This is a genomic window from Novosphingobium sp. PASSN1 (assembly GCF_002278815.1).
This window is the reverse complement of sequence record NZ_NKIS01000006.1, coordinates 113,884-139,519: the sequence shown is the minus strand read 5'-3', so window position 1 is coordinate 139,519 and position 25,636 is coordinate 113,884. Positions and strand designations below refer to the sequence as shown.

34 protein-coding genes and 1 tRNA gene are annotated in these 25,636 nt (G+C 65.4%); 17 read left to right on the top strand and 18 right to left on the bottom strand.

Going from position 1 to position 25,636, the window contains the following annotated elements:
• Window positions 1-3: 3 nt before the first annotated feature.
• Window positions 4-729 (bottom strand): response regulator transcription factor, encoded by a 726-nt coding sequence (locus CFE35_RS11780; protein ID WP_292930791.1) that lies wholly within the window; start codon window positions 727-729, stop codon window positions 4-6.
• 461 nt (window positions 730-1,190) lie between these two features.
• Here CFE35_RS11780 and CFE35_RS11775 point away from each other — a divergent pair, with 461 nt between their 5' ends.
• The 6 genes from CFE35_RS11775 (at window position 1,191) to CFE35_RS11750 (ending at window position 3,586) form a co-directional block, all read left to right on the top strand.
• Window positions 1,191-1,355, top strand: coding sequence for a hypothetical protein (locus tag CFE35_RS11775; protein WP_292930790.1), 165 nt, complete (start codon window positions 1,191-1,193; stop codon window positions 1,353-1,355).
• On the top strand, window positions 1,355-1,531 hold the full coding sequence (locus CFE35_RS11770; protein ID WP_292930789.1) for a Flp family type IVb pilin: 177 nt from the start codon (window positions 1,355-1,357) through the stop codon (window positions 1,529-1,531). The genes CFE35_RS11775 and CFE35_RS11770 overlap by 1 nt, the downstream gene beginning before the upstream one ends.
• Window positions 1,532-1,543: 12 nt before the next feature.
• On the top strand, window positions 1,544-1,957 hold the full coding sequence (locus CFE35_RS11765) for a hypothetical protein (RefSeq protein WP_292930788.1): 414 nt from the start codon (window positions 1,544-1,546) through the stop codon (window positions 1,955-1,957).
• Window positions 1,958-2,178: 221 nt separating this feature from the next.
• A complete protein-coding gene (locus CFE35_RS11760) occupies window positions 2,179-2,301 on the top strand; it encodes a hypothetical protein (RefSeq protein ID WP_292930787.1) in 123 nt (40 codons plus the stop codon).
• Between the two features lie 163 nt (window positions 2,302-2,464).
• On the top strand, window positions 2,465-3,094 hold the full coding sequence (locus tag CFE35_RS11755) for a cytochrome b/b6 domain-containing protein (RefSeq protein ID WP_292930786.1): 630 nt from the start codon (window positions 2,465-2,467) through the stop codon (window positions 3,092-3,094).
• A gap of 9 nt (window positions 3,095-3,103) precedes the next feature.
• Window positions 3,104-3,586, top strand: a complete 483-nt coding sequence (locus CFE35_RS11750; RefSeq protein WP_292930785.1) for a hypothetical protein — start codon at window positions 3,104-3,106, stop codon at window positions 3,584-3,586.
• Window positions 3,587-3,592: 6 nt separating this feature from the next.
• Here the strand turns inward: CFE35_RS11750 and CFE35_RS11745 are convergent, their stop codons facing one another.
• Together CFE35_RS11745 and CFE35_RS11740 are read right to left on the bottom strand one after the other, a co-directional pair.
• Window positions 3,593-4,510: a copper resistance protein B gene (locus tag CFE35_RS11745; protein ID WP_292930784.1), complete on the bottom strand. Its 918-nt coding sequence runs from the start codon at window positions 4,508-4,510 to the stop codon at window positions 3,593-3,595.
• Complete coding sequence (locus CFE35_RS11740; protein WP_292930783.1) at window positions 4,507-6,219, bottom strand: copper resistance system multicopper oxidase; 1,713 nt, start codon at window positions 6,217-6,219, stop codon at window positions 4,507-4,509. Before CFE35_RS11740 ends, CFE35_RS11745 begins: the two co-directional genes overlap by 4 nt.
• A gap of 157 nt (window positions 6,220-6,376) precedes the next feature.
• On the opposite strand from CFE35_RS11740, the gene CFE35_RS11735 reads away from it, so the two are divergent.
• Window positions 6,377-6,452, top strand: a tRNA-Val gene (locus CFE35_RS11735).
• A 47-nt stretch (window positions 6,453-6,499) separates the two neighbouring features.
• On the opposite strand, the gene CFE35_RS11730 is transcribed toward CFE35_RS11735, so the two are convergent.
• On the bottom strand, window positions 6,500-7,018 hold the full coding sequence (locus tag CFE35_RS11730; RefSeq protein WP_292930782.1) for a hypothetical protein: 519 nt from the start codon (window positions 7,016-7,018) through the stop codon (window positions 6,500-6,502).
• A 410-nt stretch (window positions 7,019-7,428) separates the two neighbouring features.
• Here CFE35_RS11730 and CFE35_RS11725 point away from each other — a divergent pair, with 410 nt between their 5' ends.
• A complete protein-coding gene (locus tag CFE35_RS11725; RefSeq protein WP_292930781.1) occupies window positions 7,429-7,620 on the top strand; it encodes a YdcH family protein in 192 nt (63 codons plus the stop codon).
• Window positions 7,621-7,642: 22 nt separating this feature from the next.
• Here the strand turns inward: CFE35_RS11725 and CFE35_RS11720 are convergent, their stop codons facing one another.
• The gene (locus CFE35_RS11720) at window positions 7,643-8,260 is read right to left on the bottom strand and encodes a TlpA disulfide reductase family protein (RefSeq protein ID WP_292930780.1); all 618 of its coding nucleotides are present in this window, start codon (window positions 8,258-8,260) and stop codon (window positions 7,643-7,645) included.
• A 25-nt stretch (window positions 8,261-8,285) separates the two neighbouring features.
• On the opposite strand from CFE35_RS11720, the gene argH reads away from it, so the two are divergent.
• The 4 genes from argH to CFE35_RS11700 all read left to right on the top strand — a co-directional run bounded on the left by argH (window position 8,286) and on the right by CFE35_RS11700 (window position 12,014).
• Window positions 8,286-9,662, top strand: coding sequence for an argininosuccinate lyase (gene argH / locus CFE35_RS11715; RefSeq protein ID WP_292930957.1), 1,377 nt, complete (start codon window positions 8,286-8,288; stop codon window positions 9,660-9,662).
• A gap of 23 nt (window positions 9,663-9,685) precedes the next feature.
• Window positions 9,686-9,904 carry a hypothetical protein gene (locus CFE35_RS11710; RefSeq protein ID WP_292930779.1) on the top strand — a complete coding sequence of 73 codons (219 nt, stop codon included), beginning with the start codon at window positions 9,686-9,688 and terminating at the stop codon, window positions 9,902-9,904.
• A gap of 66 nt (window positions 9,905-9,970) precedes the next feature.
• On the top strand, window positions 9,971-11,230 hold the full coding sequence (gene lysA, locus CFE35_RS11705; protein ID WP_292930778.1) for a diaminopimelate decarboxylase: 1,260 nt from the start codon (window positions 9,971-9,973) through the stop codon (window positions 11,228-11,230).
• A gap of 10 nt (window positions 11,231-11,240) precedes the next feature.
• Window positions 11,241-12,014: an NAD(P)-dependent oxidoreductase gene (locus tag CFE35_RS11700; protein ID WP_292930777.1), complete on the top strand. Its 774-nt coding sequence runs from the start codon at window positions 11,241-11,243 to the stop codon at window positions 12,012-12,014.
• Here CFE35_RS11700 and CFE35_RS11695 read toward each other — a convergent pair.
• From CFE35_RS11695 to pyrE, 13 genes are all read right to left on the bottom strand, one after another.
• Entirely contained in the window at window positions 12,011-12,268 is a 258-nt protein-coding gene (locus CFE35_RS11695) for a hypothetical protein (protein WP_292930776.1), read from the bottom strand. The genes CFE35_RS11700 and CFE35_RS11695 overlap by 4 nt on opposite strands.
• Window positions 12,269-12,472: a hypothetical protein gene (locus tag CFE35_RS11690; protein ID WP_292930775.1), complete on the bottom strand. Its 204-nt coding sequence runs from the start codon at window positions 12,470-12,472 to the stop codon at window positions 12,269-12,271.
• A gap of 81 nt (window positions 12,473-12,553) precedes the next feature.
• The gene (locus CFE35_RS11685) at window positions 12,554-12,763 is read right to left on the bottom strand and encodes a cold-shock protein (protein WP_292930774.1); all 210 of its coding nucleotides are present in this window, start codon (window positions 12,761-12,763) and stop codon (window positions 12,554-12,556) included.
• Between the two features lie 369 nt (window positions 12,764-13,132).
• Window positions 13,133-13,537: a PaaI family thioesterase gene (locus tag CFE35_RS11680; RefSeq protein ID WP_292930773.1), complete on the bottom strand. Its 405-nt coding sequence runs from the start codon at window positions 13,535-13,537 to the stop codon at window positions 13,133-13,135.
• Window positions 13,534-13,983, bottom strand: a complete 450-nt coding sequence (locus tag CFE35_RS11675) for a PaaI family thioesterase (protein WP_292930956.1) — start codon at window positions 13,981-13,983, stop codon at window positions 13,534-13,536. The genes CFE35_RS11680 and CFE35_RS11675 overlap by 4 nt, the downstream gene beginning before the upstream one ends.
• 99 nt (window positions 13,984-14,082) lie before the next feature.
• Window positions 14,083-14,550, bottom strand: coding sequence for a Holliday junction resolvase RuvX (gene ruvX, locus CFE35_RS11670; protein WP_292930772.1), 468 nt, complete (start codon window positions 14,548-14,550; stop codon window positions 14,083-14,085).
• Complete coding sequence (locus tag CFE35_RS11665; RefSeq protein WP_292930771.1) at window positions 14,547-15,686, bottom strand: DUF3089 domain-containing protein; 1,140 nt, start codon at window positions 15,684-15,686, stop codon at window positions 14,547-14,549. The genes ruvX and CFE35_RS11665 overlap by 4 nt, the downstream gene beginning before the upstream one ends.
• Before the next feature lie 7 nt (window positions 15,687-15,693).
• Window positions 15,694-16,764, bottom strand: a complete 1,071-nt coding sequence (locus tag CFE35_RS11660) for an AI-2E family transporter (RefSeq protein ID WP_292930770.1) — start codon at window positions 16,762-16,764, stop codon at window positions 15,694-15,696.
• A complete protein-coding gene (lepB, locus tag CFE35_RS11655; protein WP_292930769.1) occupies window positions 16,761-17,687 on the bottom strand; it encodes a signal peptidase I in 927 nt (308 codons plus the stop codon). The genes CFE35_RS11660 and lepB overlap by 4 nt, the downstream gene beginning before the upstream one ends.
• Window positions 17,684-18,100 carry a holo-ACP synthase gene (gene acpS, locus CFE35_RS11650; RefSeq protein WP_292930768.1) on the bottom strand — a complete coding sequence of 139 codons (417 nt, stop codon included), beginning with the start codon at window positions 18,098-18,100 and terminating at the stop codon, window positions 17,684-17,686. Before acpS ends, lepB begins: the two co-directional genes overlap by 4 nt.
• Before the next feature lie 13 nt (window positions 18,101-18,113).
• Window positions 18,114-18,872 carry a pyridoxine 5'-phosphate synthase gene (locus CFE35_RS11645; RefSeq protein ID WP_292930767.1) on the bottom strand — a complete coding sequence of 253 codons (759 nt, stop codon included), beginning with the start codon at window positions 18,870-18,872 and terminating at the stop codon, window positions 18,114-18,116.
• The gene (locus CFE35_RS11640; RefSeq protein ID WP_292930766.1) at window positions 18,869-19,876 is read right to left on the bottom strand and encodes a serine hydrolase domain-containing protein; all 1,008 of its coding nucleotides are present in this window, start codon (window positions 19,874-19,876) and stop codon (window positions 18,869-18,871) included. The genes CFE35_RS11645 and CFE35_RS11640 overlap by 4 nt, the downstream gene beginning before the upstream one ends.
• Before the next feature lie 164 nt (window positions 19,877-20,040).
• A complete protein-coding gene (gene pyrE, locus CFE35_RS11635) occupies window positions 20,041-20,622 on the bottom strand; it encodes an orotate phosphoribosyltransferase (protein ID WP_292930955.1) in 582 nt (193 codons plus the stop codon).
• Window positions 20,623-20,960: 338 nt separating this feature from the next.
• Between pyrE and coxB the strand changes: the two genes are divergently transcribed.
• The 5 genes from coxB to CFE35_RS11610 all read left to right on the top strand — a co-directional run bounded on the left by coxB (window position 20,961) and on the right by CFE35_RS11610 (window position 25,589).
• Window positions 20,961-21,995: a cytochrome c oxidase subunit II gene (coxB, locus tag CFE35_RS11630; protein WP_292930765.1), complete on the top strand. Its 1,035-nt coding sequence runs from the start codon at window positions 20,961-20,963 to the stop codon at window positions 21,993-21,995.
• Window positions 21,996-22,023: 28 nt separating this feature from the next.
• Window positions 22,024-23,709, top strand: a complete 1,686-nt coding sequence (gene ctaD, locus CFE35_RS11625; RefSeq protein ID WP_292930764.1) for a cytochrome c oxidase subunit I — start codon at window positions 22,024-22,026, stop codon at window positions 23,707-23,709.
• A gap of 169 nt (window positions 23,710-23,878) precedes the next feature.
• Window positions 23,879-24,802 carry a heme o synthase gene (locus CFE35_RS11620; protein ID WP_292930763.1) on the top strand — a complete coding sequence of 308 codons (924 nt, stop codon included), beginning with the start codon at window positions 23,879-23,881 and terminating at the stop codon, window positions 24,800-24,802.
• Window positions 24,799-24,996, top strand: a complete 198-nt coding sequence (locus CFE35_RS11615) for a hypothetical protein (protein ID WP_292930963.1) — start codon at window positions 24,799-24,801, stop codon at window positions 24,994-24,996. The genes CFE35_RS11620 and CFE35_RS11615 overlap by 4 nt, the downstream gene beginning before the upstream one ends.
• Window positions 24,996-25,589, top strand: a complete 594-nt coding sequence (locus tag CFE35_RS11610; RefSeq protein ID WP_292930762.1) for a cytochrome c oxidase assembly protein — start codon at window positions 24,996-24,998, stop codon at window positions 25,587-25,589. The genes CFE35_RS11615 and CFE35_RS11610 overlap by 1 nt, the downstream gene beginning before the upstream one ends.
• Window positions 25,590-25,636: the final 47 nt, after the last annotated feature.

Genomic DNA, 25,636 nt, shown 5'->3' with positions numbered 1-25,636 from the left:
GTCTCAACCTCGGCGGACTTCCGCCTTGAACATGTAGCCTACACCGCGCACCGTAACGATCGGTGGCTCGCCCCCGCCCGCCGAGAGCTTGCGGCGCAGGCGGCTGACGAGCACATCGATGCTGCGGTCCGAACTGTCGCCCAGCCGGGTGCGCGAAAGCTCGATCAGCCGTTCGCGGCCAAGCACGCGCTGGCGGTGGCCGACGAAAGTGGCGAGGAGATCGAACTCTGCCCCGGTGAGATCGACCATCGCGCCGCTGGGCGAACGCAGTTCCCGGCGGGAGAGCGACAGCGTCCAGCCCTCGAAGTGGACTTCGCTGGTGCGTTCGTCGCCTTTTGCCGCGCCGCCGCCCTGTCCCTCGCCGCCACCGCGCCGCAGCACGGCACCGATGCGGGCGATCAGTTCGCGTGCGCTGTAGGGCTTCGCAAGGTAATCGTCGGCCCCAAGTTCGAGGCCGAGCACGCGGTCTTCCTCGCTGCCACGGGCGGAGGCAAAGATGATCGGAACGTCGCTCTGCCGGCGCAGCTTGCGGAACAGTTCGATGCCGCTGGCACCCGGGAGCATGATATCGAGCACGACGAGTTCGGCCGGTTCGGCTTCGAGCATGACCCACATTTCGGCGCCGGTTGCCGCCGTCCGCACGGCATAGCCGTTTTCCCGCAGCGCGCGTGCGGTGAGCATGCGCAGCGAAACATCGTCTTCGACCAGCAGAATGGAAGGTGCAGTCATGATTGTATCCAGAACCTAGTGAGGGGCGGGAGGGGCGGCAAGCCTTCGTTGCGGAATCAGTGCTCCTTCCGATGGTGGCTGTTCATTGCCTGACATCGTCTGCGGCATGACGAATTGTTTCCTGTGGCGGCGCGGACCAGGAATTCATCTCCAGCCCAAGGGGTGCTGCACGCTGCCGGTAGTCTGGATAGGTATCTTGCAGGTGCGCGCACGGGGGTGCGGCGCGGGGGGTGCTGGCGGTGGGCATGGTCGCGCCTGCCGAACGAGGGGCAGCGATGCCTGCTGGCGATGATGGCAGTGACTTGATCCTCAAGGGAAAATTGCGGCGAGCCGGGCCGGGCAAGGCTTGGCTGGACAAGCCGCGTGGAAATTGCGGCCTCTCAGCCCTTTTGGTTACCGGCACAAAAACAGGCGATTAACGCATGATTGCTTATTGTTCAGCCACCAATGGGGAGGGTTTGATGGCAGGCGTTCGGCCAATTTTTACGGCAGTCGACCTTGTAATTCGTGAGGATAATCTTGCTGATTACAGTGGAACTGCACTGCGGAAACGGTTGCGGCAGGCCATTGGTGCACTGGAATTATTCACGGAACTGACGAATCACAGCGGAATTGCCGCATCATGATGGCCCGGTTTATTCGGCGCCTGCTGGTGGAGGATAAGGGCGGGGCGACCGCGATCGAGCTGTGCATTCTGACAGCGTTGATCTCGGTTGCGATCATCGCTTCGCTGCACACTTTCAGCAACCAGCTCAACAACACTTTCGCTGCCGCTTCGAGCAAGATTGCCATCACCCCATGACATGAGGCCAGGATGCATCCCGCTTCAGCATTGCTGCTTCGTCTAATGAGGCAGAAAATTGTTTACTATCAGGGTGTTTTCACCCAGCTGGAAGATACTTTCAACGCCTATGAGGCGGGGCAGATCACGATCCGGGCGTATGCGGTAACGGTTGGCGAACTTGCGCGTGCCGTGGCTGAACAGCGTGCGCTGTGGCTGCGGTTATGCGATTGGTGTGTCGTGCTGCGCTGGGTCAACCATTCGGAGCGTTGCGCGTTTCGAGAGACGGTTGCGGCGCTCGACTGGTGCCGGGGCTGGGCGATGCGCCAGAGCGGCGCGCACGTGAGAGCATGCATCGAGCGGGCGCGGGCCGAGGGGATGGATCAGGCTGCGTTGGCGCAGGACGAATGGGCGCAGAATGATGAGCGCTGGAGCGTAGCGGCATGACATCCCCGCGAAGCCGCGCAACAGGGTTTGGCAATCGCCGCCACCATCGGCGAATCGATGCGGAGCGGCAGTTGATCCTGATCTCGGTCGCCAGCCCGGGCTGACGGCGTGATGCAGAACCTATCGCGCCATGGCGCACGGGTGACCTTGCGCCAGGTGCCACCGCACCGCGGGCGCGATGTGCTATTGCGGTGGGGCCGCATGAGGTTTTTGGCCACATCGTGTGGAGCAACGGCAGCGATGCCGGCATTGCATTCCACAAGCCGCTGCCTGCGGACGTGCTGATCAACACAGTTGGCGAAGGCGGGGCCGGGCCTGCCCCGTCTGGCTGGAAAGTGCTCTAGCAGCATCCTTGCCCGCGTAAGCAGCGGCTTAGGCGGGCGCGCATAAGCGGGGCGCGGCTCGCGCGGCGGGGCGTGGCTGGCCATGTGCACGGCGTCAGCGGCTGGCCCCGTTCTTCCCCCCGTCCCGGGCCGCCGCTGGCACCCTTCGTAAAGGATGCTTGCCATGACCGATCAACCGAAACCCGCCCGCCGCTGGGATCCCATTGTCAAAATCACGCACTGGTCGATTGCGCTGGCCGTGCTGGCCAATGCGCTGCTGACCGAGGAAGGATCCGGCGCGCACGTCTGGGTGGGCTATGCGCTGGCCGCAGTCTTGGCCTTGCGCCTGCTGTGGGGCTTTATCGGCCCGGCAGAGGCGCGCTTTGCCGCGTTCTGGCCGAGCCCGCGCAAGGCGCTGGCGCATCTGCGCGATATCCGCACGGGCACGGTAACGCATCATGCATCCCACAATCCGCTGGGCGCGCTGATGGTCTATGCCATCTGGGCCTGCCTGCTGACGATCATCGCCACAGGCATTGCCATGGCCGGGCCGCCGTCGCTGAAAGGGGCATCTTTCAATGAAGCGGTGCGCGGCCGCGAGGTGATTTCTGCGCCGAGCCATGCGGAAAGCGGCGAGGAAGAAGGCGATGAAGGCGGGGAGTCCGAAGGCGAGGAAGGCCTTGTGGGCGAGATCCACGAAGTTGCCGCCAATCTGCTCTATCTGCTGATCCTGCTGCATGTGGCCGGGGTGATCTTCGAAACCCGGCGCAGCGGGCGGCAGGTTCTTGTGGCGATGGCGCCGCTGCAGCGGTAGTCACCGGGCATGAAGGCCAGAGCACGCCAGCTTGATCGCAAGGCCGCGGGGATCAGCATCCTCGTGGCCTTGCAGGCGCTGGCCTGCGGGTTCTTCCTCGTCGATCTGGTTGGCGATGTCATGGCCGAAGGGATCGGCCCGCACCTTGCGATAGAGGCGCTGGCCGCCGCCGCGCTGCTGGTCGCGGTGGTGCTGGGGGCCTTGCAGGTGCGCGCCCTGATTGCAGCGGCCCGGCGTGACGAGACCGCGGTGGCGGCAGCGCAAGGGGCCTTGGCCGAACTGATCGGCCTGCGGTTTGCGCAGTGGCAGCTGACCGCGGCGGAGGCGGATGTGGCGCTGTTCGCGATCAAGGGCTGCGATATCAGCGAGATCGCGGGCTTGCGCGGATCGGCGGCAGGTACCGTGCGCGCGCAGCTGGCGCGGGTCTATGCCAAGGCGGGCGTGGAATCCCAATCCGGGCTGATCGCGCTGTTTCTGGAGGAACTGATCTGAGGGCGCTCAGAACCAGAAACGGATGCCGGCAATCACGCTGCGTTCCGCCGGGTCACGGCCATCGGCGCGGGCGTAGCGCGCGGTCTGCCCCGCCGCCCAGGTCCAGTTGACCCCGATATAGGGCGAGAACTCCCGCCGCACATCATAGCGCAGGCGCAAGTCCAGTTCGGCAGCGGTGAGGCCTGCACCGATCCGCTCGGCGGGCATGTCCTGCGCCGATAGCTCCAGTTCGGCGCGCGGCTGGAACACAAGGCGCTGGGTGATCCTGAGATCATAGGAACCTTCGAGGCGCGCAGCGAGCTGGCCCTTGTCGGACAGGAACAGCGCGGCCTGCACATCGAACTGATAGCGCGCGCGGCCATCTAGGCCAACGGTGGCCCAGGTTCGCCTTGGCTGCGGCCCGATATCCTGCCGCACGCCGACTTGCAGGTTCCACCACGGATCGAGCGCCTTAGCATAGAGTGCCTGCACTTCGCCGGATTCGAGGCCCTGCCTGCGCGTGCCTTCGCCGCGCGTCTTGATCACGAAGCGGTCGACATTGCCGGCCCAGAATTCGCCTTCCCAGCGGTATCCGTCCTGCCCTTGGCGCAGGCGCAGCTCGGCGGCATCGACGATCAGCTTGGTGTAGACCGGCGTGGGCGGGTGCATTTCGGCTTCGGCTGCTGCGGCCATGGCGGCCGGATCCCAGAAGCGGGCGGCAGGATTGTCGTGCGCGACGGGCGGCGGCGGGGCGTCGCCCGGGGGCTGGTCGGTCCCGGTCAGCGCATTATCTGTCGGCGTGGGTGCCGCCTCGGGAGCGGGCGGCGCATCACCATGCATCATGCCATGCATGTGATGGCCTGCGTGCGGGTCCGCCGCCTGCCCGAAGGCAGGGCCAGCAGCCAAGAGCAGGACAGCCGTGAGGCCGAGACAGGCTGTTCTCATGCTGCCTGACCCGCAACCGGGCGAACCTGCACCACGCGCATCATGCCCATCATCATGTGCAGCAGCATGTGGCAGTGGAACGCCCAGTCCCCGCCGATCGCAGTCACATCGAAGCTGACCTTGCCGCCGGGCAGCACGTTCACCGTGTGCTTGCGCGGGCTGTGCGCGCCGTGGCCGGTTACGAGTTCGAAGAAGTGGCCGTGGAGGTGGATCGGGTGCGCCATCATCGTATCGTTGATGAGCGTCACGCGCACGCGCTCGCCCGCGCGCATCGGCATCGGCTCGTGCGCTTCGGACATGGTCCTGCCGTCCATCGACCACATGTAGCGGTCCATCGCGCCGGTGAGGTGGACCATGATCTCGCGCTCCGCCGCGCGCAGATCCGGATTGACCTCCAGCGCGACAAGATCCCTGTAGACCAGCACCTTGTGATCCGGGCCGACATAAGTGGCATCGAGCCCGATGCCGGGATCGCCGGTGCGGTCCATCGGCATCGGATTGATCATCTCGACCCCGGGACCGAGCCGGACTTGCGGGGCACGGCTGCCATCGCGCATCGACATGCCGGACATGTCCATGCCCTCCATCTCCATGCCCATGTCCTTCATGGTGAGGACGGGGCGGCGGCGGCGCGGCGGGACGGCCGCGCGCATCCCCGCGCGCGGAGCCAGCGTGGCGATGGCCATGCCGGATCGGTCGACCGTTTCGCCGACGATGGTGAAGGCCTTGTCCTCAGCCGGGGTGACGATCACGTCATAGGTCTCGCCCGGCCCGAACTGGAATTCGTCCACCGCGACCGGACGCACATGCTGCCCGTCCGCCGCGACGACGCTCAGGGCAAGACCGGGAATGCGCACGTTGAACGTGGTCATCGCCGAGCCGTTGATGAAGCGCAGCTTCACCCGCTCGCCGGGCGCAAACAGCGCGGTCCAGTTGGTCTTGGGGCCGTGGCCGTTGACGAGATAATCGAGCACCACGCCGGTCACGTCCGAAATGTCGGTCGGGTCCATGCGCATCCGGCCCCATTCCGCGCGGTCCGGCAGGGGCTGGTCCTTGCCCGCGAGCATTCCCGCAAGCGTCTGGCGCTGGAAGTTGTAGTAGCCCGGCTCTGCCTTGAGATTGCGCAGGATTTTTTCGGGACGCAGGAAGCTGTGATCCGAAAGCAGGATCACATGGTCGCGGTCATAAGGCGCCGGGTCCGCGTCTGCGGGATCGATCACGATCGGGCCATAGAGCCCCATCCATTCCTGCATCCCCGAATGGCTGTGATACCAGTAGGTGCCAGATTGCTCGATGGGGAACTCATACGTGAAAGTGGCGCCCGGCTTGATGCCGGGGAAGGAAACGCCGGGCACGCCGTCCATCTGGAACGGCAGGATCAGCCCGTGCCAATGGAGCGAGGTATCCACCTCCAACGTGTTTTCCACGGTGAGGCGCAGCTTCTGGCCTTGTTTCAGGCGCAGCAACGGCGCGGGGACGGTGCCGTTGATGCTCAAGGCGTGCGCGGCCTTGCCATCGACCATCAGCGTATCGCGCGCGATGCGCAGGCGGATATGCTCGCCGGACAAAGTGGGCAGGCCCGCCGAAACCGGCTGCGCCCAGGCCGGGAGGCGCGCGTCGAGCACCAATGCCCCCGCGCCAAGGCCTGCCGCTTGCAGGAAACGGCGGCGCGGCAGGGTCTGGCGGCGGGAAATTTCGGGATAATCCATTGTGAGCTATGCCTGCGGCTTGGAGCACTACCTAGTGGGGATGTGCGGGGGGGCGTTCAACCCCCCAAGGGTGCTGCAGCGGCGGCCCCTTGCCAGCTGCCATCTGCCGATTGACCTCAGGCCAAAAACCCAGCATGAGCCGCGCTTCCGGCATGCCGGGCGGTTAGCTCAGTTGGTAGAGCATCTCGTTTACACCGAGAGGGTCGGGGGTTCGAGCCCCTCACCGCCCACCATGCGTTCCCATGCGCCCCAATATCCGCGCCGGGCCAGCGCCGATGGTCTACTGGATGACAACCCGGAGTGACACGGTGGCCTGATGGTGCGCCGTATCGGCAAGGGTCACGTAGAACCAGTGGGTGCCAGCCGGGGCCTTGGCTTGGTGGACGACGAACTCGTTGCCTTCCCACCGGCCCATCGCCAGCATGCGCTGGGTGATGTCGATCTTGAAAAAGCCGTAGCGGATCCGGATCGAGGAGCGATCTATGCCAAGCCCCTCGGGCGGACGGGCGACCACGCGCACGTCAAACGGCGGCTTGGCGGGAAGCCCCGCCTTGGGCGTCAGCACATCGAGGATCGGGGCAGGCGCGGTGTTGCCAAGATAGTCGTGGCGGGCGGCAGACATGTCCTCAACGTCTGGGTTCGCGGCGAAGGCCTTGGCTGACGCGGCTGCCTCGTCAGCCGTCACCAGACTCACGGTGCGTGCACTGACAGGGGTGCCAGACACCAGCAGCGCGGCTCCGCACATTGCAGCCACAGCACCTGCTGCGATCCTGGCGGCGGCTGCGCGCAATCGTTTCATCACCGCATTCCCTTCGTGCCTTGTCCGTTCATGCCGGGTCATGCACACGCTTGTGTCGGCTGGCATGGCCTCCACACCGGTGGAGCGGCGCTATCATCGGTTCCGGCTGTCAGCAATGGGTTCGCGCGGAACCACCCGTCGGCATTCCTGATGCTGCGCGGGAAAGCAGGGGCGTCGGCCTATAGGTTCAGGTTATGGGTTGGCGGCAGCAAAACCGATTGGCCTGCCGAGCTGTGCAACGTTATCTCATTACTTGCGGACCGGGCCCCTCTGGCAGCTGTCTTCCTCCCCCCGCAGGCAGCTGCGATGTCGGACCGCATCGAGCCGACCCGGCGCAGTTCACTCCCCCTGACCCATTAGAACTGCACCGGGCCGGCTCGAACCGAAACCCTCGGACAAGGAGAGAGGCTATGCATGCTCACGAATATCGGTTGTCGCTGGTGCACCACCGGCTCGAGACGGAAATCCGCCGCGAACAGACGCGGGCGGCGCCCGACAGCTGGCGGCTGATGCGGCTCAAGAAGCTGAAGCTGGCGATCAAGGACCGGCTGCACCAGATGGCGCGCGGAAATGTGGCGCTCCGCAACAGCGCAATGGCCTGAGAGCAGCAAATGCAGCTGGCGGTTACCGCAAGGTATCCGCCAGCATCGCATCGGTGCGCGGACCGGACCAATCGTGCGAGCCGATCATGCGCCAGACTTCGCGGCCCTGCGCATCATAGAGCACGGTCGTGGGCAGGACGCCGGTGCCATAGTGCTGGCTGAGCGCGTTATCGGGATCGAGCCAGGGTGCGAGGTGCGCCAGCTTGCGGTCCTTGAAGAAGGCATCCACGGCCGCCGCCTGATCCAGATCCTGCGATATGGTGAGCACGGTGAGCTTGCCTGCCTTTGCGGCGGAAAGCGCATCGAGCGTCGGCATTTCCAGCACGCAAGGGCCGCACCAGGTCGCCCACAAGTTGATGAGCAGCGGTTTGCCCTTGAGATCGAGGGTGCGCAGTTTCTTGCCCGAAGGATCGGTGAAGGTGAGATCGGGCATCGCCGCGCCGCGATTGCTGATATCGAGCGTGCCGTTGAACGAACCTTCGCCCCCGTCCTCGCCCTTGGCCGCAGCCGCGACAGCAGGTGCCGTGCTCTGCGGTTGCGGTTCGGCCGGGGTTTGCTTATCGCACCCCGCAAGAAGGACCGCGGCAACGAGCGGGACCACACAGGCAAACGGACGCCGGAAAGTAGGACGCGGGGACATGAGCGGCAATTCAGGCTCCAACCAGATGTGGGGCGGGCGTTTCGCGGCAGGCCCTTCGGCCGTGATGCGCGAGATCAACGCCTCGATTCCCTTCGACAAGGCCTTGTGGCGGCAGGATATCGCCGCGTCAAAGGCCCATGTGGCCATGCTGGGGGCACAAGGGATCGTCACGGCGGAAGATGCCGCGCTGATTTCCGGCGGGCTGGATCAGGTCGCCGCCGAGTATGAGGCGAGCGGGGTTCCCGAAAACTGGGACCTTGAAGACATCCACATGACCACCGAAAGCCGGCTGGCCGAACTGATCGGCGCGGCGGCCGGGCGGCTCCATACCGCGCGCAGCCGCAACGATCAGGTGGCGACCGATTTCCGCCTGTGGGTGCGCGATGCGGTGGACCAGACCGAAGCGGCGCTCCATGCGCTGCAAGTGGCGCTGGTGACCCGCGCAGGCGAACACGCCGCCAGCATCATGCCGGGCTTCACGCATTTGCAGACGGCGCAGCCCGTCACGCTCGGCCACCACCTGATGGCCTATTACGAGATGGCCCAGCGCGACCGTTCGCGCTTTGCCGCTGCGCGGGCGCGGATGAACCAGTGCCCGCTGGGTGCGGCGGCGCTGGCAGGAACGGGCTTTCCGATCGACCGCCACGCCACGGCGGCGGCGCTGGGCTTTGATGGTCCGACCGCGAACAGCCTCGATTCGGTGTCGGACCGCGATTTCGCGCTCGATTTCCTGATGGCGGCGGCGCAGTGCTCGCTGCACCTTTCGCGCCTGGCCGAAGAATTCGTGATCTGGGCGAGCCAGCCCTTCGGCTTCGTCACCCTGCCGGACAGCCTTTCGACCGGTTCCTCGATCATGCCGCAAAAGAAGAACCCCGATGCGGCGGAGCTGGTACGCGGCCATTCCGGGCGGATCGTGGGCTGTCTCACCGCGCTGATGATCACGATGAAGGGCCTGCCGCTCGCCTATTCGAAGGACATGCAGGACGATAAGCCGCCGGTATTCGAGGCGGCCTCGCTGCTCGCGCTTTCCATCGCAGCGATGACGGGCATGGTGGCTGAGGCTACCTTCCGCACGGCGCGGATGCGGGGCGCGGCGGAGCTGGGCTATGCCACCGCCACCGATCTGGCAGACTGGCTGGTGCGGCAGGCGAACATCCCCTTCCGTGAGGCGCACCACATCACCGGCAGCGCAGTGAAGCTGGCGGAAAGCCGCGGCGTCGCGCTCGACCAGCTGGCGCTGGCAGACCTCAAGGCCATCGACAGCCGTGTGGACGAGCGCGTGTTTGCCGCGCTTTCGGTGGAAGCCAGCGTGGCCGCGCGCGCCAGCCATGGCGGAACCGCGCCGGTTGAGGTATCGAAGCGCGTCGCCGAGGCGCGTGCCGCGCTGGGCTTGGAGCCGTGATGCGCAAGGTTCTGCCTGTTCTTATGCTTGCCGTATTGCTCGCCGGATGCGGTGCGCGGCGCGAACTGCAGCCGCTGGCGGGCCACACGCTGCCGCCTGCGCCCTATGGGCGTGAGGACCGGCTCAAACCGGACGCGCTGCTCACCCCGCCGGTTCAGGCGAAACCGCAGCGCAATATCGAGCTTCGCAGTCGTTCGGAGGACCGGCAGGACGATCCTTTCGACCTCCCGCCCGAAAATTGATGGGCCGCCCGAAGACTGACAGGATTTCCCGGCGATAGGCCGGACCCCAATTTCCAGGAATTACCGATGGATCATTTCGATTATCGCGGCGGCGTGCTTCATGCCGAAGACGTGCCGCTGCCCCTGATCGCGGCCGAAGTCGGCACGCCGGTCTATGTCTATTCGCGCGCGACGCTGACACGCCATGCGCGGGTGTTTCGCGATGCGCTGAAGGTGCTGCCGAAGGTGCACCTCGCTTTTGCAGTGAAGTCCAATCCCAACCTCGCAGTGCTCAAGGTTCTGGCGGCAGAAGGCTACGGCGCGGATGTCGTTTCAGCCGGTGAGATGGACCGCGCGCTAGCGGCGGGCATTCCGGCGGCGGATGTGGTGTTTTCGGGCGTGGGCAAGACAGCGGCGGAAATGCGCCGCGCGCTGGCGGCCGGGTGCGGGCAGTTCAACCTTGAAAGCGAGGAAGAGGGCATCGAGCTCGCCGAAATCGCGGCCAGCATGGGCCTGATCGCGACGGCAACGCTGCGCATCAATCCCGATGTGGATGCAGGCACGCACGCCAAGATTTCCACGGGCAAGGCCGAGAACAAGTTCGGCGTGCCCTACGACCGGGCCGCTGGTATCTATGCCCGGCTGTCGGCTCTACCCGGTCTGAACTTGCGCGGCCTTGCGCTGCACATCGGCAGCCAGCTGGCGAAGCTTGATCCGCTGGAGGCCGCGTTCATCAAGGCCGGGGCGTTGATGCAGGCCATTCGCGCGGAAGGCCACGCGGTGACGCACATGGACCTCGGCGGCGGTGTGGGCGTGCCCTACAAGGCGGGCGAAGTCTTCCCGCAGCCCGCCGAATATGCCGCGATGATCGCGCGGGTGACGCAAGACTGGGACGCGACCTTGATGTTCGAGCCGGGGCGCGTGATCACGGGCAACACCGGCGTGCTGCTCACCGAAATCGTGCGTGTTAAGCAGGGGGCGCTGCACCCGTGGGTCGTGGTCGATGCGGCCATGAACGATCTGGCGCGCCCGGCGATGTATGATGCCTGGCACGATTTCAGCGCGGTGACGCCGAGCGGCGAGACGATGACCGCGAACATCGTCGGCCCGATCTGCGAATCGAGCGATACGTTTGCCATGGCGCGCGAGATCGACACGGTCGCGCGCGGCGATCTGGCGGTTTTCCGCACCGCCGGGGCCTATGGCGCGACGATGGCGAACACCTACAACTCGCGCCCGATGGTGCCCGAAGTGATGGTGGACGGCGCGAAGTGGGCCGTGGTGGCGGACAGGATCGAGCCTGCGACCATCCTCTCGGCCGAGCGCGTGCCGGACTGGTTGGCGTGAGGTTTTTGGCATGAGCCTGCCCAGCCTCCCGCTGTTTCACCGCCTCACCGGGCAGCCGGTGGTGGTGCTGGGGCATGGCGAGGCGGCAGAGGCGAAGCGGCGGCTGGTTCTGCGCGCGGGCGGCAAGGTGATCGAGGATCTCGCCGAGGGCATCGACACCGGTGCGCGCCTCGCCTTTATCGCGCATGAAGACGAGCGTGCCTGCGAGGCCGATGCGCTTCGGGCGCGCGGGGCAGGGCTGCTGGTCAACGTGGTGGACAAGCCCGCGCTGTGTGATTTCACCACGCCTTCGATCATCGACCGCGCGCCGGTGATCGTGGCGGTGGGCACGGGCGGCGCTTCGGCAGGGCTGGCCAAGGCCTTGCGGCTGCGGCTGGAGCGGCTGCTTCCGCAGAGCCTCGGCACGCTGGCAGACGCGCTTTATGCGGCGAGGGGCGCAATGCGGGCGCGGTGGCCAACAGGGCCGGAACGCAGACGCGCGCTCGATGCGGCGCTGGAAGCGGGCGGGGCGCTCGATCCCTTGCGTGAGGGCGGCGATGTGGCGGCATGGCTGGCGGGCGGCGCGGATGGCGCGGCGGGCCGGTTCGTGATCCGCCTGCGCTCGCAGGATCCGGACGACCTCACGCTGCGCGAGGCGCGGCTGCTGGGGCAGGCGGATGCGGTGGTGGCGGGGGCGGATGTGCCCGCTGCCGTGCTGGCGCGGGTGCGGGCCGATGCTGCGCGGCTTGCGCCGGGCGAGGCGGAGACCGAAGGCGGCATCGTGGTGGTGATCGAGGCGGCTTAATCCGGCGCGACGATGTGCGCGAAAAGCTCGTCGAGGTGGAGCTGGAGTTCCTGCACGGCCAGATTGTCAGCGTGGCGCGGCAGGCTGAGCGGCAGGCTCATGCTCTGGTGCAGCGCTGAGGCTTCGGCAACGGTGAGCAGGCCGCGTTTGCGCAGGATATTGGCGAGACTGGCAATGCCGTTGATTGCGGCGATGTCAGAGACTTCAAGCGCGGCAAACAGCTGGGGCAGATCGAGATCGCGTTTGCCTGTCATTCAGACGGAAATGGCAGCGGCTTCAAGGCGCTCCACTCTGGTGCGCTCGCGGCCTTCGGCCACTTCGCGGATCTGATCGGCCATGGCGCGCCACGCCTTTTCCGAACGCAGTGCGCGATCACGCACATTGTCGAGCATGGCGGTCGCGGCTTCGGTGGCTGCCTGTTCGGCGCGTTCGATGAGGAATTCGTAGGACAGTGCCATCAGCATCGACTCCGCGGGGACAGGGTGGAGAAAAGGAGCCTCCCCGGCAGCCGACGATGCGGCTGCCGGGGCGGGACGTGATCAGTTCGCGCTGGCGAGATTGATCGCCGATTCCTTGCCGTTGCGGCCGGTCTCGACGTCATAGCTGACGCGCTGATCCTTGTTCAGCGTGGCGAGGCCAGCGGCCTGCACGGCGGAGATGTGAACGAAGCTGTCCTTGCCGCCGTCATCCGGCTGGATGAAGCCATAGCCCTTGTCTTCGTTGAAGAATTTCACGGTTCCGATAGTCATGTTCGCTTCCTTTCAAGAAACGGTAGGACCGCCGGCAGGGATGCCGACGGGGTCGTGCGTCAGGTCGTCACTTGAAAGGAAATCGAGGGTCTGGCGGGGAAGGGGAACAGCGTTCCCGCAACCTCAAATAAATCGTCGATGCCCGTCTCACTTCAACGAGAGCAGCATAGGTAGACCGGCGCAGACCGGTCAAAAAAGCCAGGCATCATGAAAAGGAAGATAGGCTGCCAAAGCAGCGGTCAAATTCCGTCGCAATCGACGAGAGGCGTCTCCGCTTTAGTTGCAATTGAAAAAATTGCAAGGCAATTCGCCCGATACGTATCGGGCGCAGCGCGCTCTGGTCCTTGATTTGCGCAGTTCGCGGGCTCTTCAGCCCTTGGGCGGGGCGAGCAGAAAATTCATCCAGCTGCTGGCCACCAGTTTGCTGCGATCACCCTGCCACGCCTCAACCCGCACGTTAGCCACGCGGCGTCCCGCACGGATCACTTCGCCGCGCGCAAACGTGCGGACCTGCACGCCGCCGCGCAGATATTCGATGCTGATATTGACCGGCTTGATGCGAAACTCGCTGCCCTGCCGATCCAGCTCGGCGCGCAAGGCGGCGTGGGCCGCCATTTCGAGCAGGCCGCCGATCGCTCCGCCATGCAGGAAACCGGGGCGGCCCTCCACGCGCTGGGCAAAGTCCATCGCGATAACCGGCACGCCGCCTTCGTCCACATGGTCGATTTCCATGCCCATCGTCCGCGCATAGGGCGGCAAATGAAATTCGCTCATGGCTTCGACCACCCCTCGCTGCTCACCAGCATGAAGATGCCGGCGGTGTGGGCTACGGGATCGGATGCATCGCCATCATGGGCTATGCCGCGCACGAAGGCCATCGAGCGGCGCACCTGATAGCATTCGGCGCGGGCGATCACCGTCTTGCCCGGCGTGGCGGCGCGGACATAGTCGATCCGCAGATCGAGCGTGACTTGCGGGTTGAAGCTGCCTTGGCGCGTCCACACCGACATCGAGGTGGCGTTATCGAGCAGGCTGATGATCGGCCCCGAAGCCAGCACGCCGGTTTCCTCGACGCCGACGAGATCCTCGCGCCAGGGGAGAGCAAGCTCGATCCAGTCGGGGCCGTGATTGTGATATTCCATGCCGAGGAAGCCAGTGTGGCCTGCCCGCGTGAACCAGCGCGCGCCGCGTTCAGGATCGAACGTGAAGCCTTCGGGCATGATGGTCTTCATGAGGCCAGCGGCCTTTTCATCCTTGCTCATGGGGGATGTCCTGCCGGTGCGCTGCGTTGCTGACAACCATCATTTATCGCGCGGGGGTCAGAACGCTGCGCCGACCATGGCATCAATCGCCCCTTGCAGGATCAGCGCCGCCGCATGCGAATCGATGCGTTCGGCCCGGCGGGCGCGGCTGAAATCCTGCTCGATCATCGCGCGCTCGGCGGCCTGCGTGGTCCAGCGTTCGTCCCACAGCAGGATGGGCAAGCCAAGATCGGCAAGGTTGCGCGCCATCGCGCGGGCGGCCTGGCTGCGCGGGCTTTCGCTGCCGTCCATGTGCAGCGGCAGGCCGATGACAAGGCCCTTCACGCCGCGCGCCGCGATCAGCGCGGCCAGCTCCGCCTTGTCCTGACTGAACTTGCGGCGGCGGATCGTCTGCCCGGCGGTGGCAAAGCGCCAGTCACGGTCGCACAAGGCGACGCCGATGGTCTTGGTGCCGGGATCGAGGCCCATCAGCGCGCCGCCATCGGGCAGCGCGCTGCGCAAATCATGCGCGCTGGTGGTGATCACTTGGCGGGTGCGGGCTGTGCCGCTTTCTGCCGCGCCAACCACGCTTGCGAGCGGCGCGCCACATCAGCGCGAACATTGGCCCAGAACAGCGGCACATCATAAACGTGGTAGTTGTTGCCGGGCAGGACAAATGGGCCAAGATCGGGGCCTTCGCCGATCAGCAGCAAGCCGGTCCCGGCATCGCAGCGCGCCGGAACGCCAAGCTTGGTGAGCTTGCCCGTAGTGAGATCGACCGAGGGGACCATCGTGCCGATGTTGGCTGTGCCGGGCGCGTTCGGTGCAGCGCCGCCGTTCAGCGGATTGGTGCACAGGATCGGCTCATCGCCCTTGGGCTTGCCGTCCAGCCCCGGCTCGACACGGTAGGTATCGAGCATCAGGCGCGCATCGGGCGGATCGGCGAAGCTGAGCCAGCTGAGCGCGCAGCCGGTCTGATCGGGCGCGGTGCAGGGCGGCAGGCCGGTTTCGGGAAGATCGTGCGCCGGGGATACCGGCCAGCCGATCATGTAGGCCGCCACCACGCGGGCCGCGAGCGGGGTGCCTTTCACATCATTCTGCAGCAAGTGCATGAGGTGCAACGCGCCCTGGCTGTGGCCCGCGAGCACAATCGGCGCGTCGGCGGGGACGGCGGCAACGAAGGCGCGGAAGGCGGCGCGCACGTCGCCATAGGCAATGGCGCGGGCCTTCAGCGTTTCGGGCCGGTTGACGAGGAAGCTGCCGAACGCGGCCTGCCGGTAATAAGGGACGAAGACCGCCGCCTCGCCGTTGAACGCGCTGGCCATGCCGCGCACGAACAAGGCGGTGCGGTGGCGGGTGTCCGTGTCGCTCACTGGGCCGTTCCAGTGCTCGCGGGCGAGATAGCTGGTCGGGTGGATGAAGAACACAAAAGCGCGGCCCGGCTTGCCCGGCGTGCTGCCTTCAGGATGGTACTGCGCGGGATCGTAAGGCGTGCCGGGGCGCGAAACCCACATCGCCGGATCATCGTAAGTGCCCGCGCGCAAGGGAGCCTGCGATTCGAACGCCCCGCGCGGCACGAAGGCGAAGCGCGTGAGTTCGGCCGACCAGATGCGCAAGGCAAGGAGCGCGGCGATGACCATCACGATCAGGACCGCGATGGCATAGAGGAACTTGCGGGCCATCTTGCGGTTATCCTGCCAGTTCTTCGCGGCGGGTGTTGTGTTCGGCCTGCCGCTCCAGCGCGATCTTGAGCATCACCACAAGCGGATCGGCCAGCGCGAGGCCGAGGATGCCGAACAGCACCCCGAAGATGAGCTGCGCGCCCAGCACCAGCGCTGGCGCCAGATCGGCGGTGCGCTTGGCGACCATCGGCACGATGATGTTGCCGTCCACCGTCTGGATCACGACGTAGACGATGATGCAGTAGATCCCCATGGCCGTGCCGCCGGAGAAGCCGACGAGGATCATCAGAATGCCCGAGATGGGTGCGCCGATATTGGGGAGGAACACGAGCAGGCCTGTGAGCAGGCCCAGTAGCGCCGCCATCGGCACGCCATAGACCGCGAGCGCAACCCATGTTGCGACGCCTTCGATCACCATGCCGAGCATGCGCCCCGCCAGCAGCATCCGCAGCGTGCGGCCCATGCGGTGGGTGGTGCCGTGGAAATACTCGCGGCTTCCCGCCGGGAGCATCCAAGCAAGGCCGCGCTGGTAAAGATCGGGTTCGAGCACGAAATAGATGCCGAGAATAACCATGATCAGCAGCGTGGTGACGCCGCCGAACAAGCCGCCCAGCGCCTGCGTGACTTGCCCGACACCGCCGAGCAGTTCCTTGAGCAGGCTGCTGACATCGCTGCGGCCCATGGTGAGGCCATGCGCCCCGGCCCAATCGAGCGCGCGCTGGGCCTGCGCGGTGACCAGCGGCGGCATTTCGGCGGCCTGCGTCATGATCTGGCTGCCCGCGAATTCCACCACCCAGACAAGGAAAGCCACGGTGAGCAGCAGGACCACGGCAACGCGCCAGCCGCGCCCGATCGGCAGCACGCGCCCCAGCAGGCGCTGGCCGCCATCGATCAGCATGGCAAACACGAAGCCGCCGAAGATCACCAGCAGCGGATGCGCGAGATAGACCGCCAGCACGAGCAGCGAGCCCATGCCGAGCCAGACCGCGGCGCGCTTCACTTCCTGCCGCACGAGATCGTCGCGAATGTCGGTCGGGCCGCTGGCGTGGCGGGGCGCGGGGGTCGTCTCGTCGCTCATGGCTTGCTCGCAGGAGGTTGGCTGGCGGTTGTGGGCGGCAGGATCATCGGACGCAGTTTGAGCGAAGCGCGGCGGCCTCGCAAGGCACCGTACCAGGTGAGCGGATTCCACGTTTCGGTGCCGCTCAGCGAATAGGTGATGAACTCGGCGCGCCCACCGATGTCCGCCAGCGGCACCGGGCCGCCGAGGCCCTTTTCCACCACCGGCGCGCGGCTGTCTGCCGAATGATCGCGGTTGTCGCCCATCAGGAAGGCGTAGCCCGCCGGGATCTTCGTCTCGGGATAGTTGTCGAGCGGCTGCTGGCGGTGGTCGATGATCCGGTAAGTCGCGCCATTGGGCAGCGTCTCTCGGAAGATCGGCAGTTCGCACACCTGCATGCCATCGACCGCGCGGTACTTGAGGCCGGGGAAATCATCCGGATCGCAGGGCTGGTTGGGATCGACCGGCAGTTCTAGCGGGCTTTCCGCGATCTGCGGCACCGGCTTGCCGTTGAGGATGATCTGCCCGTTCACCACCGCGATGCGGTCCCCCGGCAGGCCAACGACGCGCTTGATGTAGTCCTCGTCGCGGTCTGGCGGGACTACGATGACGATATCGCCGTAGGCGGGCGTTTCGGGCATGATCCGCGTTTTCGAGCGCGGCAGGAAATGCATCGAGGCCGAGACCCACGACCAGCCATAGGGATACTTCGAGACGACCAGCTGATCGCCGACGAGCAAGTTCGGCATCATCGAGATCGAAGGAATGTAGAACGGCTTGGCCACGAAGCTGTGGAAGCCGATCACCGCGAGTAGCATGAGCAGCAGCCCGCGCAATTCGGCGAGCCAGTTGGTGCCTTCGGGCTCAGCCGGGGCCGGCTTGGGCTGCTCGGTCGCTGCGGTGGGGACGGCCCCGGGTGCGGGGGAATCGGAAACGTCGTTCAAACGGCACCTGAGGATAGCGGACGTGCTTCGATCACGACGAAGGCCTGCGCCCATGGATGGTCGTCGGTGAGCGTGAGGTGAACCACGGCCTCGTGCCCCGCCGGGGTAATCGCGGCAAGCCGGGTGGCGGCCCCGCCGGTGAGCGCGAGGGTGGGGGCACCGGAAGGCGCGTTGACCACGCCGATGTCCTTCATGAACACGCCTGCCTTGAAGCCAGTGCCGACCGCCTTGGAATAGGCTTCCTTGGCCGCGAAGCGCTTCGCCAGCGTGCCCGCCTTGGTATAGGGGCGGCGCGCGGCCTTGGCCTGTTCGGTGGGCGTGAACACGCGCTGCACAAATCGTTCGCCGAAGCGGTCGAGCGAGGCCTGGATGCGCTCGATATTGCAGAGATCGGAGCCCATGCCGATGATCACTGCTGAAGACTCCTCACCGCGCCGCGTCCATCAGTTCGCGCATCCGCAGCACCGCCGGGGCCAGCCCGGTGAAAATCGCCTCGCCGATCAGGTAGTGCCCGATATTGAGCTCGGCCAGCTGCGGGATCGCGGCGATGGCGGTGACGTTCTCATACGTCAGGCCGTGGCCTGCGTGCGGCTCGATGCCGTTCTTCGCGGCGAGTGCGGCCATGTCATAGAGACGGCGCAGTTCCACCGCGCGGGCTTCGCCTTCGGCGTGGGCGTATTCGCCGGTGTGCAGTTCGACCACCGGCGCGCCGAGCTGCATGGCCGCTTCGATCTGGCGTGGTTCGGGCGCGATGAACAGGCTGACGCGGATGCCGGCGTCCGCAAGCCGCGCAACGATGGGAGCGAGGCGGTTATGCTGGCCTGCCGCATCCAGCCCGCCCTCGGTCGTGCGCTCCTCGCGCCGTTCGGGCACGATGCAGGCGGCGTGAGGTTTGTGGCGGAGGGCGAAGGCGACCATTTCCTCGGTCGCGGCCATCTCGAAGTTCAGGGGCAGATTGGTCGCGGCCTGAATGCGGGCGATGTCTTCGTCGCGGATATGGCGGCGGTCTTCGCGCAAGTGCGCGGTGATGCCGTCGCCGCCCACTTCGGCGACGATCTGCGCCGCCCGCACCGGATCAGGATGTTCGCCGCCGCGCGCGTTGCGGATCGTGGCGACGTGATCGATGTTGACGCCGAGGCGCAGGCGCTGCGGCAGGCCGGAAAGGGGCGGGGTTGGTCGGTTCATGATGCCTTGCACAGTGCTGCGGCCAGCACGTCGTGAGTCAATCCGGCCTGCTGCCAGATTTCGCCGAAAGTTGCCTCGGCGCTGGCGCGGTTCGAGGTCATGATGAGGACCATGTCAAGTTCCGGCAGGATGATGTTGCGCAGCACCACGCCGCCGATGAAGCCGCGCCGCTCTATGATCTGCACGCCCGCGCCGTCGCAACCCTTGAGCGCAGCTTCGAAGGCCCACTGGCCCAGCGCGGCGTAGCCATAGCGCGGCTCCCCGGTCCACATCACGGCGCGCTGGGCGGGAGGCACCAGTTTGCCTGTCATCAAGGCGCGGTCGAAGGCGAGCAGATCGTGGGTCGTGCCATAGAGCGCGCCAGCGGGGCCAAAGTTTTCGAGATGGAAGAAGCGCGATTCGGGCTTGCCCTGATCGAACCCCGGCACCGTGCGCCTGGTCGTTGGAAACACGCCAAGCGCGCGCAGCCCGAGCGGCCCTGCAATCCGTTCTGCGACCAGTGCCGCATAGGTCTTGCCAGTGATCGCCTCGAGCACCGCCCCCATCAGGATGAAATCGCAGTCGCCATAGCGGAAGTCCGCTGGCGGGGCCTTGTCCGGCTTGCCGGTCGGTCCCTCGCACCAAGTCACGCCGGTTTCGGCGCTGCCCAGCGGTGCGGTATAGAAAGTGGTCCAGCCGTCCATTTCCGGCCGGGCGAAATCGTCGGCATGGCGCAGGCCCGAAACGTGCTGCATGAGCATACGCGCGGTCAGGGTGTCGGCATGGGGGGCGCGGCTTTGCGGCAGATAGCGCGTAATCGGCTGGTCGAGATCAAGTCGGCCCGCCGCAACTTCCTGCATGGCGAGGGTCGCGGTGACCTGCTTGGATACCGAAGCCCAGCGCCAGACCTTGCCGAGGTGGTGGGGCGCCGTGCCATTGGGTTCGACCGCGCCATACGCGCGTTCGAACAGGATCCGGTCGCCCTGGGCGATCAGCACCGTGCCGGCGAGGTCTGCTGCCTTCACGGCTGCAGAGATGCGGGCTCCGTCCAGTGCAGGCGCGGGCGATTCGGCGGCCGCGCTTGGCGCGGCGGTGATCAGAGAGCCAAGCGACAGCAGACATGCGCCGAGAAAAGCCTTCGGCAGGCTTTTCCTGCGGTCTCCGACAGCGGCTCCGGCCCCTCCCAGCATCAGGCGGCGCGGCTTCCCGGCTTGATCGCAGGCGTGGCGGCGAGTTCGGGGGGAAGCTCGTCCGGTGCATATGTCGGGAAGTTGAGGCTGACGAGCGGGTAGAACGGCACGCCGAGATCGACCGTGCCTGCCGAGCGATCGACCAGCGCCGTGCCCGCGAGGACCACGCCGCCCGCCGCTTCGATGGCGGCGATGGCTTCGCGGCTGGAGAGGCCGGTGGTGACGACGTCCTCTACCATCAGCACTTTGTCGCCCGGCTTCAGCGCGAATCCCCGGCGCAGTTCGAACGTGCCGGTGGGGCGCTCGACGAACATCGCCTCGACACCCAGCGCGCGGCCCATTTCGTGGCCGATGATGACGCCGCCCATCGCGGGCGAGACGACCTTGTTGATGGCGCTGCGCAGTTCGCGCGGCAGGCTTGCGGCCAGCGCCGAGGCAAGGCGCGAGGCGCGCATCGGATCCATCAGCACGCGCGCGCATTGCAGATAGTGTGCGCTGTGGCGGCCGGAGGAGAGCAGGAAATGCCCTTCGAGCAGGGCTTCGCTGGCGCGGAATTCGGCGAGAATCTCGTCTTCGAGCATGGTCATCTCATCATAAGCGGGTGTGGGGACACCCCGCAGGCGGAGCTTCAATCCCGGGTCCATAGCGAACGCGGCGGCGCGGCGCTATGGCGGACTGCGGGCAGGTCTGCGGGATTTTCGGGCACATGCCGCGCCTTATTCGCATTCTACCGTAGAGCTTTAGGGCAAATGCCATTGCCCCAAAAATATCCGCTTGGGCGCTTGAGGCTTGCGGCGAGCGCGCGTATAGGCGCGGTGAATTGATAGATCAGGGTGTGGAGCACCGGGTGCAAATGCCCGGCGCGGAAGCAAAAAATCGAGAGCGGTATACCATGAGTCTTTCCCTAAGTGCCCGCCACATGGCAGGTGTGATCCGGACCTTCGGCCTCGCGGCAGCGCTCGCATTCGCGCCTCAGGCCATGGCGGCAGTCGCCGCTCCCGCCCCGGCAGTTGCTGCCGCTCCGGCTCCTGCAGCCCCCGCTGCGATCGCTCCGGCGCCTGCCGCCAGCGCTGAAGCGGCTGCAGCGCCCGCCGCTGTTGCTGCTGACAGTGCTGCTGCTGCCGCGCCAGTCGACAAGGGGTCCTATACCCCGATGAAGCCGGTCGATGGCGTCGGCCAGCCGGTTGCCAAGGGTATGACCTTCCAGGATCAGTACTCGCCGATCGGCGAAGAAGCGCTGGCGATGCACGATTACCTGCTGATGCCGGTGATCACCGTGATCACGCTGTTCGTGTTGCTTCTTCTGCTGCTGGTGATGGTGCGCTTCCGTCGCAGCGCCAACCCGGTCGCTTCCAAGACCAGCCACAACACCACCATCGAAATCATCTGGACGGTGGTTCCGGTGCTGATCCTCGTGGTCATCGCGGTGCCCTCGATCCGCCTCCTGGCTCACCAGTATGCGCCCGCGCCGAAGGGCGCGCTGACGGTCAAGGCCACCGGCTATCAGTGGTACTGGGGCTATACCTATCCGGACAACGGCGGGTTTGAGGTTATTTCGAACATCCTGCCCGACGCCGAAGCGCTGAAGCGCGGCGAGCAGCCGCAGCTGGCAGCCGACAACCGCATGGTTGTTCCCGCCGGTGAACCCATCCGCCTGCAGACCACCGGTTCAGACGTGATCCATGCCTTCGCGGTGCCTTCGCTGTGGTTCAAGCTCGACGCTGTGCCCGGCAAGATCAACGAGAAGGTGCTCTTCATCAAGAAGCCGGGCGTCTACTACGGCCAGTGCTCCGAACTGTGCGGCGCGCGCCACGGCTACATGCCGATCGTGGTCGAAGCACTGCCCCGCGCCAAGTTCGAAGAGTGGGTGAAGACGCAGGGTGGCACCGTTGGCCCCGCTGCCGGAGCCACCACCACGGCGGCTGCCCCCGCCAAGCCCGCGCCTGCTGCGTAACGATTTTCGAGGACAAGGTTAGACCACCATGGCCAGTATTCCAGCCCACGAAGGCTTCGACGCGCACCACGATGATGCGCACGATCACGACCACAAGCCGGCGTTCTTCCAGCGTTGGTTCATGTCGACCAACCACAAGGACATCGGTACGCTCTACCTGATCTTCGCGATTTTCGCGGGCATCATCGGCGGCGGCGTTTCGGGCATCATGCGTGCCGAGCTCGCGCATCCCGGCATCCAGTATCTTGGCTGGTGGACCCACTTCCTTGGCGGTAACGACCAGGACTTCAACGCCACGCTCCACCTGTGGAACGTGCTGATCACCGCTCACGGCCTGATCATGGTGTTCTTCATGGTCATGCCCGCCCTGATCGGCGGCTTCGGCAACTGGTTCGTGCCGCTAATGATCGGCGCGCCGGACATGGCCTTCCCGCGCATGAACAATATCTCGTTCTGGCTGACCTTCACGGGCTTCTGCTCGCTGATGATCTCCGCCTTCATGCCCGGTGGTACCGGCATGGGTGCAGGCACCGGCTGGACGGTCTATGCTCCGCTGTCGACCACAGGCTCGGTCGGACCTGCCGTCGATTTCGCGATCTTCTCGCTGCACCTTGCGGGCGCGGGTTCGATCCTTGGTGCGGTCAACTTCATCACGACCATCTTCAACATGCGCGCGCCGGGCATGACCCTGCACAAGATGCCGCTGTTCGTGTGGTCGATGCTCGTCACCGCGTTCCTGCTGCTGCTCTCGCTGCCGGTCCTGGCTGCTGCGATCACCATGCTGCTGACCGACCGCAACTTTGGTACGACGTTCTTCAACCCGGCCGGCGGCGGTGATCCGGTTCTGTACCAGCACCTGTTCTGGTTCTTCGGCCACCCCGAAGTCTACATCATGATCCTTCCGGGCTTCGGCATCATCAGCCAGATCATCTCGACCTTCTCGAAGAAGCCGGTGTTTGGCTATCTCGGCATGGCCTATGCGATGGTCGCGATCGGTGCGGTGGGCTTCATCGTGTGGGCGCACCACATGTACACCACCGGCCTCGACGTGAACACGAAGATGTACTTCACCGCCGCGACGATGGTCATCGCGGTGCCCACCGGCATCAAGATCTTCTCGTGGATCGCGACGATGTGGGGCGGCAGCCTTGAGTTCAAGTCGCCGATGGTCTGGGCGCTGGGCTTCATCTTCCTGTTCACCCTCGGCGGCGTGACCGGCGTGGTGCTCGCCAACGGCGGCATCGACGACAACCTGCAAGACACCTACTACGTGGTTGCCCACTTCCACTACGTGCTGTCGCTGGGTGCGGTCACCTCGCTCTTCGCAGGGTTCTACTACTGGTTCCCGAAGATGAGCGGCCGCATGCACAGCGAGTTCCTCAGCCACCTGCACTTCTGGGTGTTCTTCGTCGGCGTGAACCTGATCTTCTTCCCGATGCACTTCCTCGGGGTGCAGGGCATGCCGCGCCGTTATCCGGACTATGCCCCGGCGTTCGAATACTGGAACACGATCGCAACCAATGGCTACATGGTCATGGCGGCATCGATGGTGATCTTCTTCGTCAACATCGGCTACTCGCTGGTTGCCGGCAAGAAGGCGGAAGGCAACTACTGGGGTGAAGGCGCGACCACGCTCGAGTGGACGCTGTCGAGCCCGCCGCCGTTCCACCAGTTCGAGACGCTTCCCGTGATCGAGGAATCGGCTGCGCACTGATCCGATTTCGGTCTGCACAAACAGAGGGGCCCCGGAGCGATCCGGGGCCCTTTTTGTTTTGCTGCGTCTCCCCGTTACGCGGTGTCCATCAACAACACATCGCATAGCCCCAAAGCCTCATGCCGTTTCGCTTTCCCTAAGCGTAAAGCCAGCCTATAGGCCGCGCATCATGTCCACCGCGAACCCCCAGGCCTTGATCATGCCCGCCGATTGGCGCGACTTTTTCGCGCTGACCAAGCCGGGTGTGATGCGGCTCGTCATCTTCACTGCCGTCTGCGGAATGCTGGCAGCGCCCGGCACCATCCACCCCGTGCTCGCGTTCACCGCGATCCTGTGCATCGCCGTCGGCGCGGGCGGCGCGGCCGCGCTCAACCAGTGGTGGGAAGCCGATCTCGACGCTGTGATGAAGCGCACCGCAGGGCGGCCGATCCCCGGCGGGCGCATGGACCGCACGTCCGCGCGTGATTTCGGCTTTGCGCTGTCGGGTCTGTCAGTGATGACCATGGGGCTGGCGATCAGCTGGCTCGCGGCGGGCATCCTTGCCTTCTCGATCTTTTATTATTCCTATCTCTACACCGTGTGGCTCAAGCCGCGCACGCCGCAGAACATCGTGATCGGCGGCGGGGCAGGGGCATTTCCGCCGTTGATCGGCTGGATCGCGGTGACGGGCGACATCACGCTGATGCCGGTGCTGCTGTTCCTGATCATCTTCATGTGGACCCCGCCGCACTTCTGGGCACTCGCCCTGTTTGTCCAGATTGATTACTCCAAGGCGGGTATTCCAATGATGCCGGTCGTGGCGGGCGAACGTTCGACCCGATGGCAGATCCTGGCTTATGCCGCGCTGCTGCTGCCGCTTTCGATGACGCCGTGGTTCATCGGCGGAACGGGCGTGGTCTATGGCCTTGCCGCGCTGCTGCTCAGCGGAATGCTTCTGTGGCTATCGATCAAGGTGGGCCTGCGCACATCGGCCCCCGGCGATGGAATGAAGCCGGAGAAGCGTCTGTTCGCCTATTCGATCTTCTATCTGTTCATCCTGTTCGCGATGCTGGTCGTGGACCGCTTCGCGACAATCTATGGACTGCAACCATGAACCTGCCTTCCGACACGCACACACTGACCGCCGCTGAAACCGATGCGCTGCGCGCGCGGCAGAAGGCGCGCAACAAGGTGCTGGGCCTGATCCTCGGTTTCCTCGTGATCCTGTTTTTTGCGATCTCGATCGTGAAAATTGCCCAGAAGCCGCCTGTGCCGGCCGACGTCCCGTTGCAGGTGGAGCACAGCTGATGGCGCTCGCGCTCGATATGGCCGCACGGCGCAATCGCAAGGTTGCCGGGATCGCGGCGTTCGGCGCGCTGGCCATGCTCGGCCTCGGTTTCGCCTCGGTTCCGCTCTACCGCATGTTCTGTCAGGCAACCGGCTTTGGCGGCACGACCATGCGGGCGACGGCGGCGCAGGCCGCAGCGGTGAAGACCACCGCTCGCCCGATCACCATCCGCTTCGACGGCAACGTGACATCGGGTCTGCCGTGGCAGTTCCGCCCGGAACAAGTTACGCAGGATGGCCACATCGGTGAGCGCAAGATGGCGTTCTTCATCGCGAAGAACACCTCGAACCGCCCGATTGTCGGCCGCGCGATCTTCAACGTGACGCCGGAGCAGACGGGGGCCTATTTCCACAAGATCCAGTGTTTCTGCTTCAACGAGCAGAAGCTGGAGCCGGGCGAAGAAGTGCGCATGCCGGTGATCTATTACGTCGATCCCGAAATGCTGAACGATCCCAACGCCAGGGATGTGCCCGAGATCACGCTTTCCTATACCTTTATGGAAGCAGCCGACAGTGGGAGTGGGAGCGCATCGGCTCCCTTGAAAAACAAGTAGGAAAGCCACTGGACCGAGCCGCAAGGCCTCGATAAAGGCGTTTTCAA

Bases quoted from the DNA above. Each gene is read 5' to 3' on its own strand.
- CFE35_RS11780 (WP_292930791.1), bottom strand. From the start codon at position 729: ATGACTGCACCTTCCATTCTGCTGGTCGAAGACGATGTTTCGCTGCGC.
- CFE35_RS11775 (WP_292930790.1), top strand. From the start codon at position 1,191: ATGGCAGGCGTTCGGCCAATTTTTACGGCAGTCGACCTTGTAATTCGT.
- CFE35_RS11770 (WP_292930789.1), top strand. From the start codon at position 1,355: ATGGCCCGGTTTATTCGGCGCCTGCTGGTGGAGGATAAGGGCGGGGCG.
- CFE35_RS11765 (WP_292930788.1), top strand. From the start codon at position 1,544: ATGCATCCCGCTTCAGCATTGCTGCTTCGTCTAATGAGGCAGAAAATT.
- CFE35_RS11755 (WP_292930786.1), top strand. From the start codon at position 2,465: ATGACCGATCAACCGAAACCCGCCCGCCGCTGGGATCCCATTGTCAAA.
- CFE35_RS11750 (WP_292930785.1), top strand. From the start codon at position 3,104: ATGAAGGCCAGAGCACGCCAGCTTGATCGCAAGGCCGCGGGGATCAGC.
- CFE35_RS11745 (WP_292930784.1), bottom strand. From the start codon at position 4,510: ATGAGAACAGCCTGTCTCGGCCTCACGGCTGTCCTGCTCTTGGCTGCT.
- CFE35_RS11740 (WP_292930783.1), bottom strand. From the start codon at position 6,219: ATGGATTATCCCGAAATTTCCCGCCGCCAGACCCTGCCGCGCCGCCGT.
- CFE35_RS11730 (WP_292930782.1), bottom strand. From the start codon at position 7,018: ATGAAACGATTGCGCGCAGCCGCCGCCAGGATCGCAGCAGGTGCTGTG.
- CFE35_RS11725 (WP_292930781.1), top strand. From the start codon at position 7,429: ATGCATGCTCACGAATATCGGTTGTCGCTGGTGCACCACCGGCTCGAG.
- CFE35_RS11720 (WP_292930780.1), bottom strand. From the start codon at position 8,260: ATGTCCCCGCGTCCTACTTTCCGGCGTCCGTTTGCCTGTGTGGTCCCG.
- argH (WP_292930957.1), top strand. From the start codon at position 8,286: ATGTGGGGCGGGCGTTTCGCGGCAGGCCCTTCGGCCGTGATGCGCGAG.
- CFE35_RS11710 (WP_292930779.1), top strand. From the start codon at position 9,686: ATGCTTGCCGTATTGCTCGCCGGATGCGGTGCGCGGCGCGAACTGCAG.
- lysA (WP_292930778.1), top strand. From the start codon at position 9,971: ATGGATCATTTCGATTATCGCGGCGGCGTGCTTCATGCCGAAGACGTG.
- CFE35_RS11700 (WP_292930777.1), top strand. From the start codon at position 11,241: ATGAGCCTGCCCAGCCTCCCGCTGTTTCACCGCCTCACCGGGCAGCCG.
- CFE35_RS11695 (WP_292930776.1), bottom strand. From the start codon at position 12,268: ATGACAGGCAAACGCGATCTCGATCTGCCCCAGCTGTTTGCCGCGCTT.
- CFE35_RS11690 (WP_292930775.1), bottom strand. From the start codon at position 12,472: ATGGCACTGTCCTACGAATTCCTCATCGAACGCGCCGAACAGGCAGCC.
- CFE35_RS11685 (WP_292930774.1), bottom strand. From the start codon at position 12,763: ATGACTATCGGAACCGTGAAATTCTTCAACGAAGACAAGGGCTATGGC.
- CFE35_RS11680 (WP_292930773.1), bottom strand. From the start codon at position 13,537: ATGAGCGAATTTCATTTGCCGCCCTATGCGCGGACGATGGGCATGGAA.
- CFE35_RS11675 (WP_292930956.1), bottom strand. From the start codon at position 13,983: ATGCCCGAAGGCTTCACGTTCGATCCTGAACGCGGCGCGCGCTGGTTC.
- CFE35_RS11665 (WP_292930771.1), bottom strand. From the start codon at position 15,686: ATGGCCCGCAAGTTCCTCTATGCCATCGCGGTCCTGATCGTGATGGTC.
- CFE35_RS11660 (WP_292930770.1), bottom strand. From the start codon at position 16,764: ATGAGCGACGAGACGACCCCCGCGCCCCGCCACGCCAGCGGCCCGACC.
- CFE35_RS11645 (WP_292930767.1), bottom strand. From the start codon at position 18,872: ATGAACCGACCAACCCCGCCCCTTTCCGGCCTGCCGCAGCGCCTGCGC.
- pyrE (WP_292930955.1), bottom strand. From the start codon at position 20,622: ATGCTCGAAGACGAGATTCTCGCCGAATTCCGCGCCAGCGAAGCCCTG.
- coxB (WP_292930765.1), top strand. From the start codon at position 20,961: ATGGCAGGTGTGATCCGGACCTTCGGCCTCGCGGCAGCGCTCGCATTC.
- ctaD (WP_292930764.1), top strand. From the start codon at position 22,024: ATGGCCAGTATTCCAGCCCACGAAGGCTTCGACGCGCACCACGATGAT.
- CFE35_RS11620 (WP_292930763.1), top strand. From the start codon at position 23,879: ATGTCCACCGCGAACCCCCAGGCCTTGATCATGCCCGCCGATTGGCGC.
- CFE35_RS11615 (WP_292930963.1), top strand. From the start codon at position 24,799: ATGAACCTGCCTTCCGACACGCACACACTGACCGCCGCTGAAACCGAT.
- CFE35_RS11610 (WP_292930762.1), top strand. From the start codon at position 24,996: ATGGCGCTCGCGCTCGATATGGCCGCACGGCGCAATCGCAAGGTTGCC.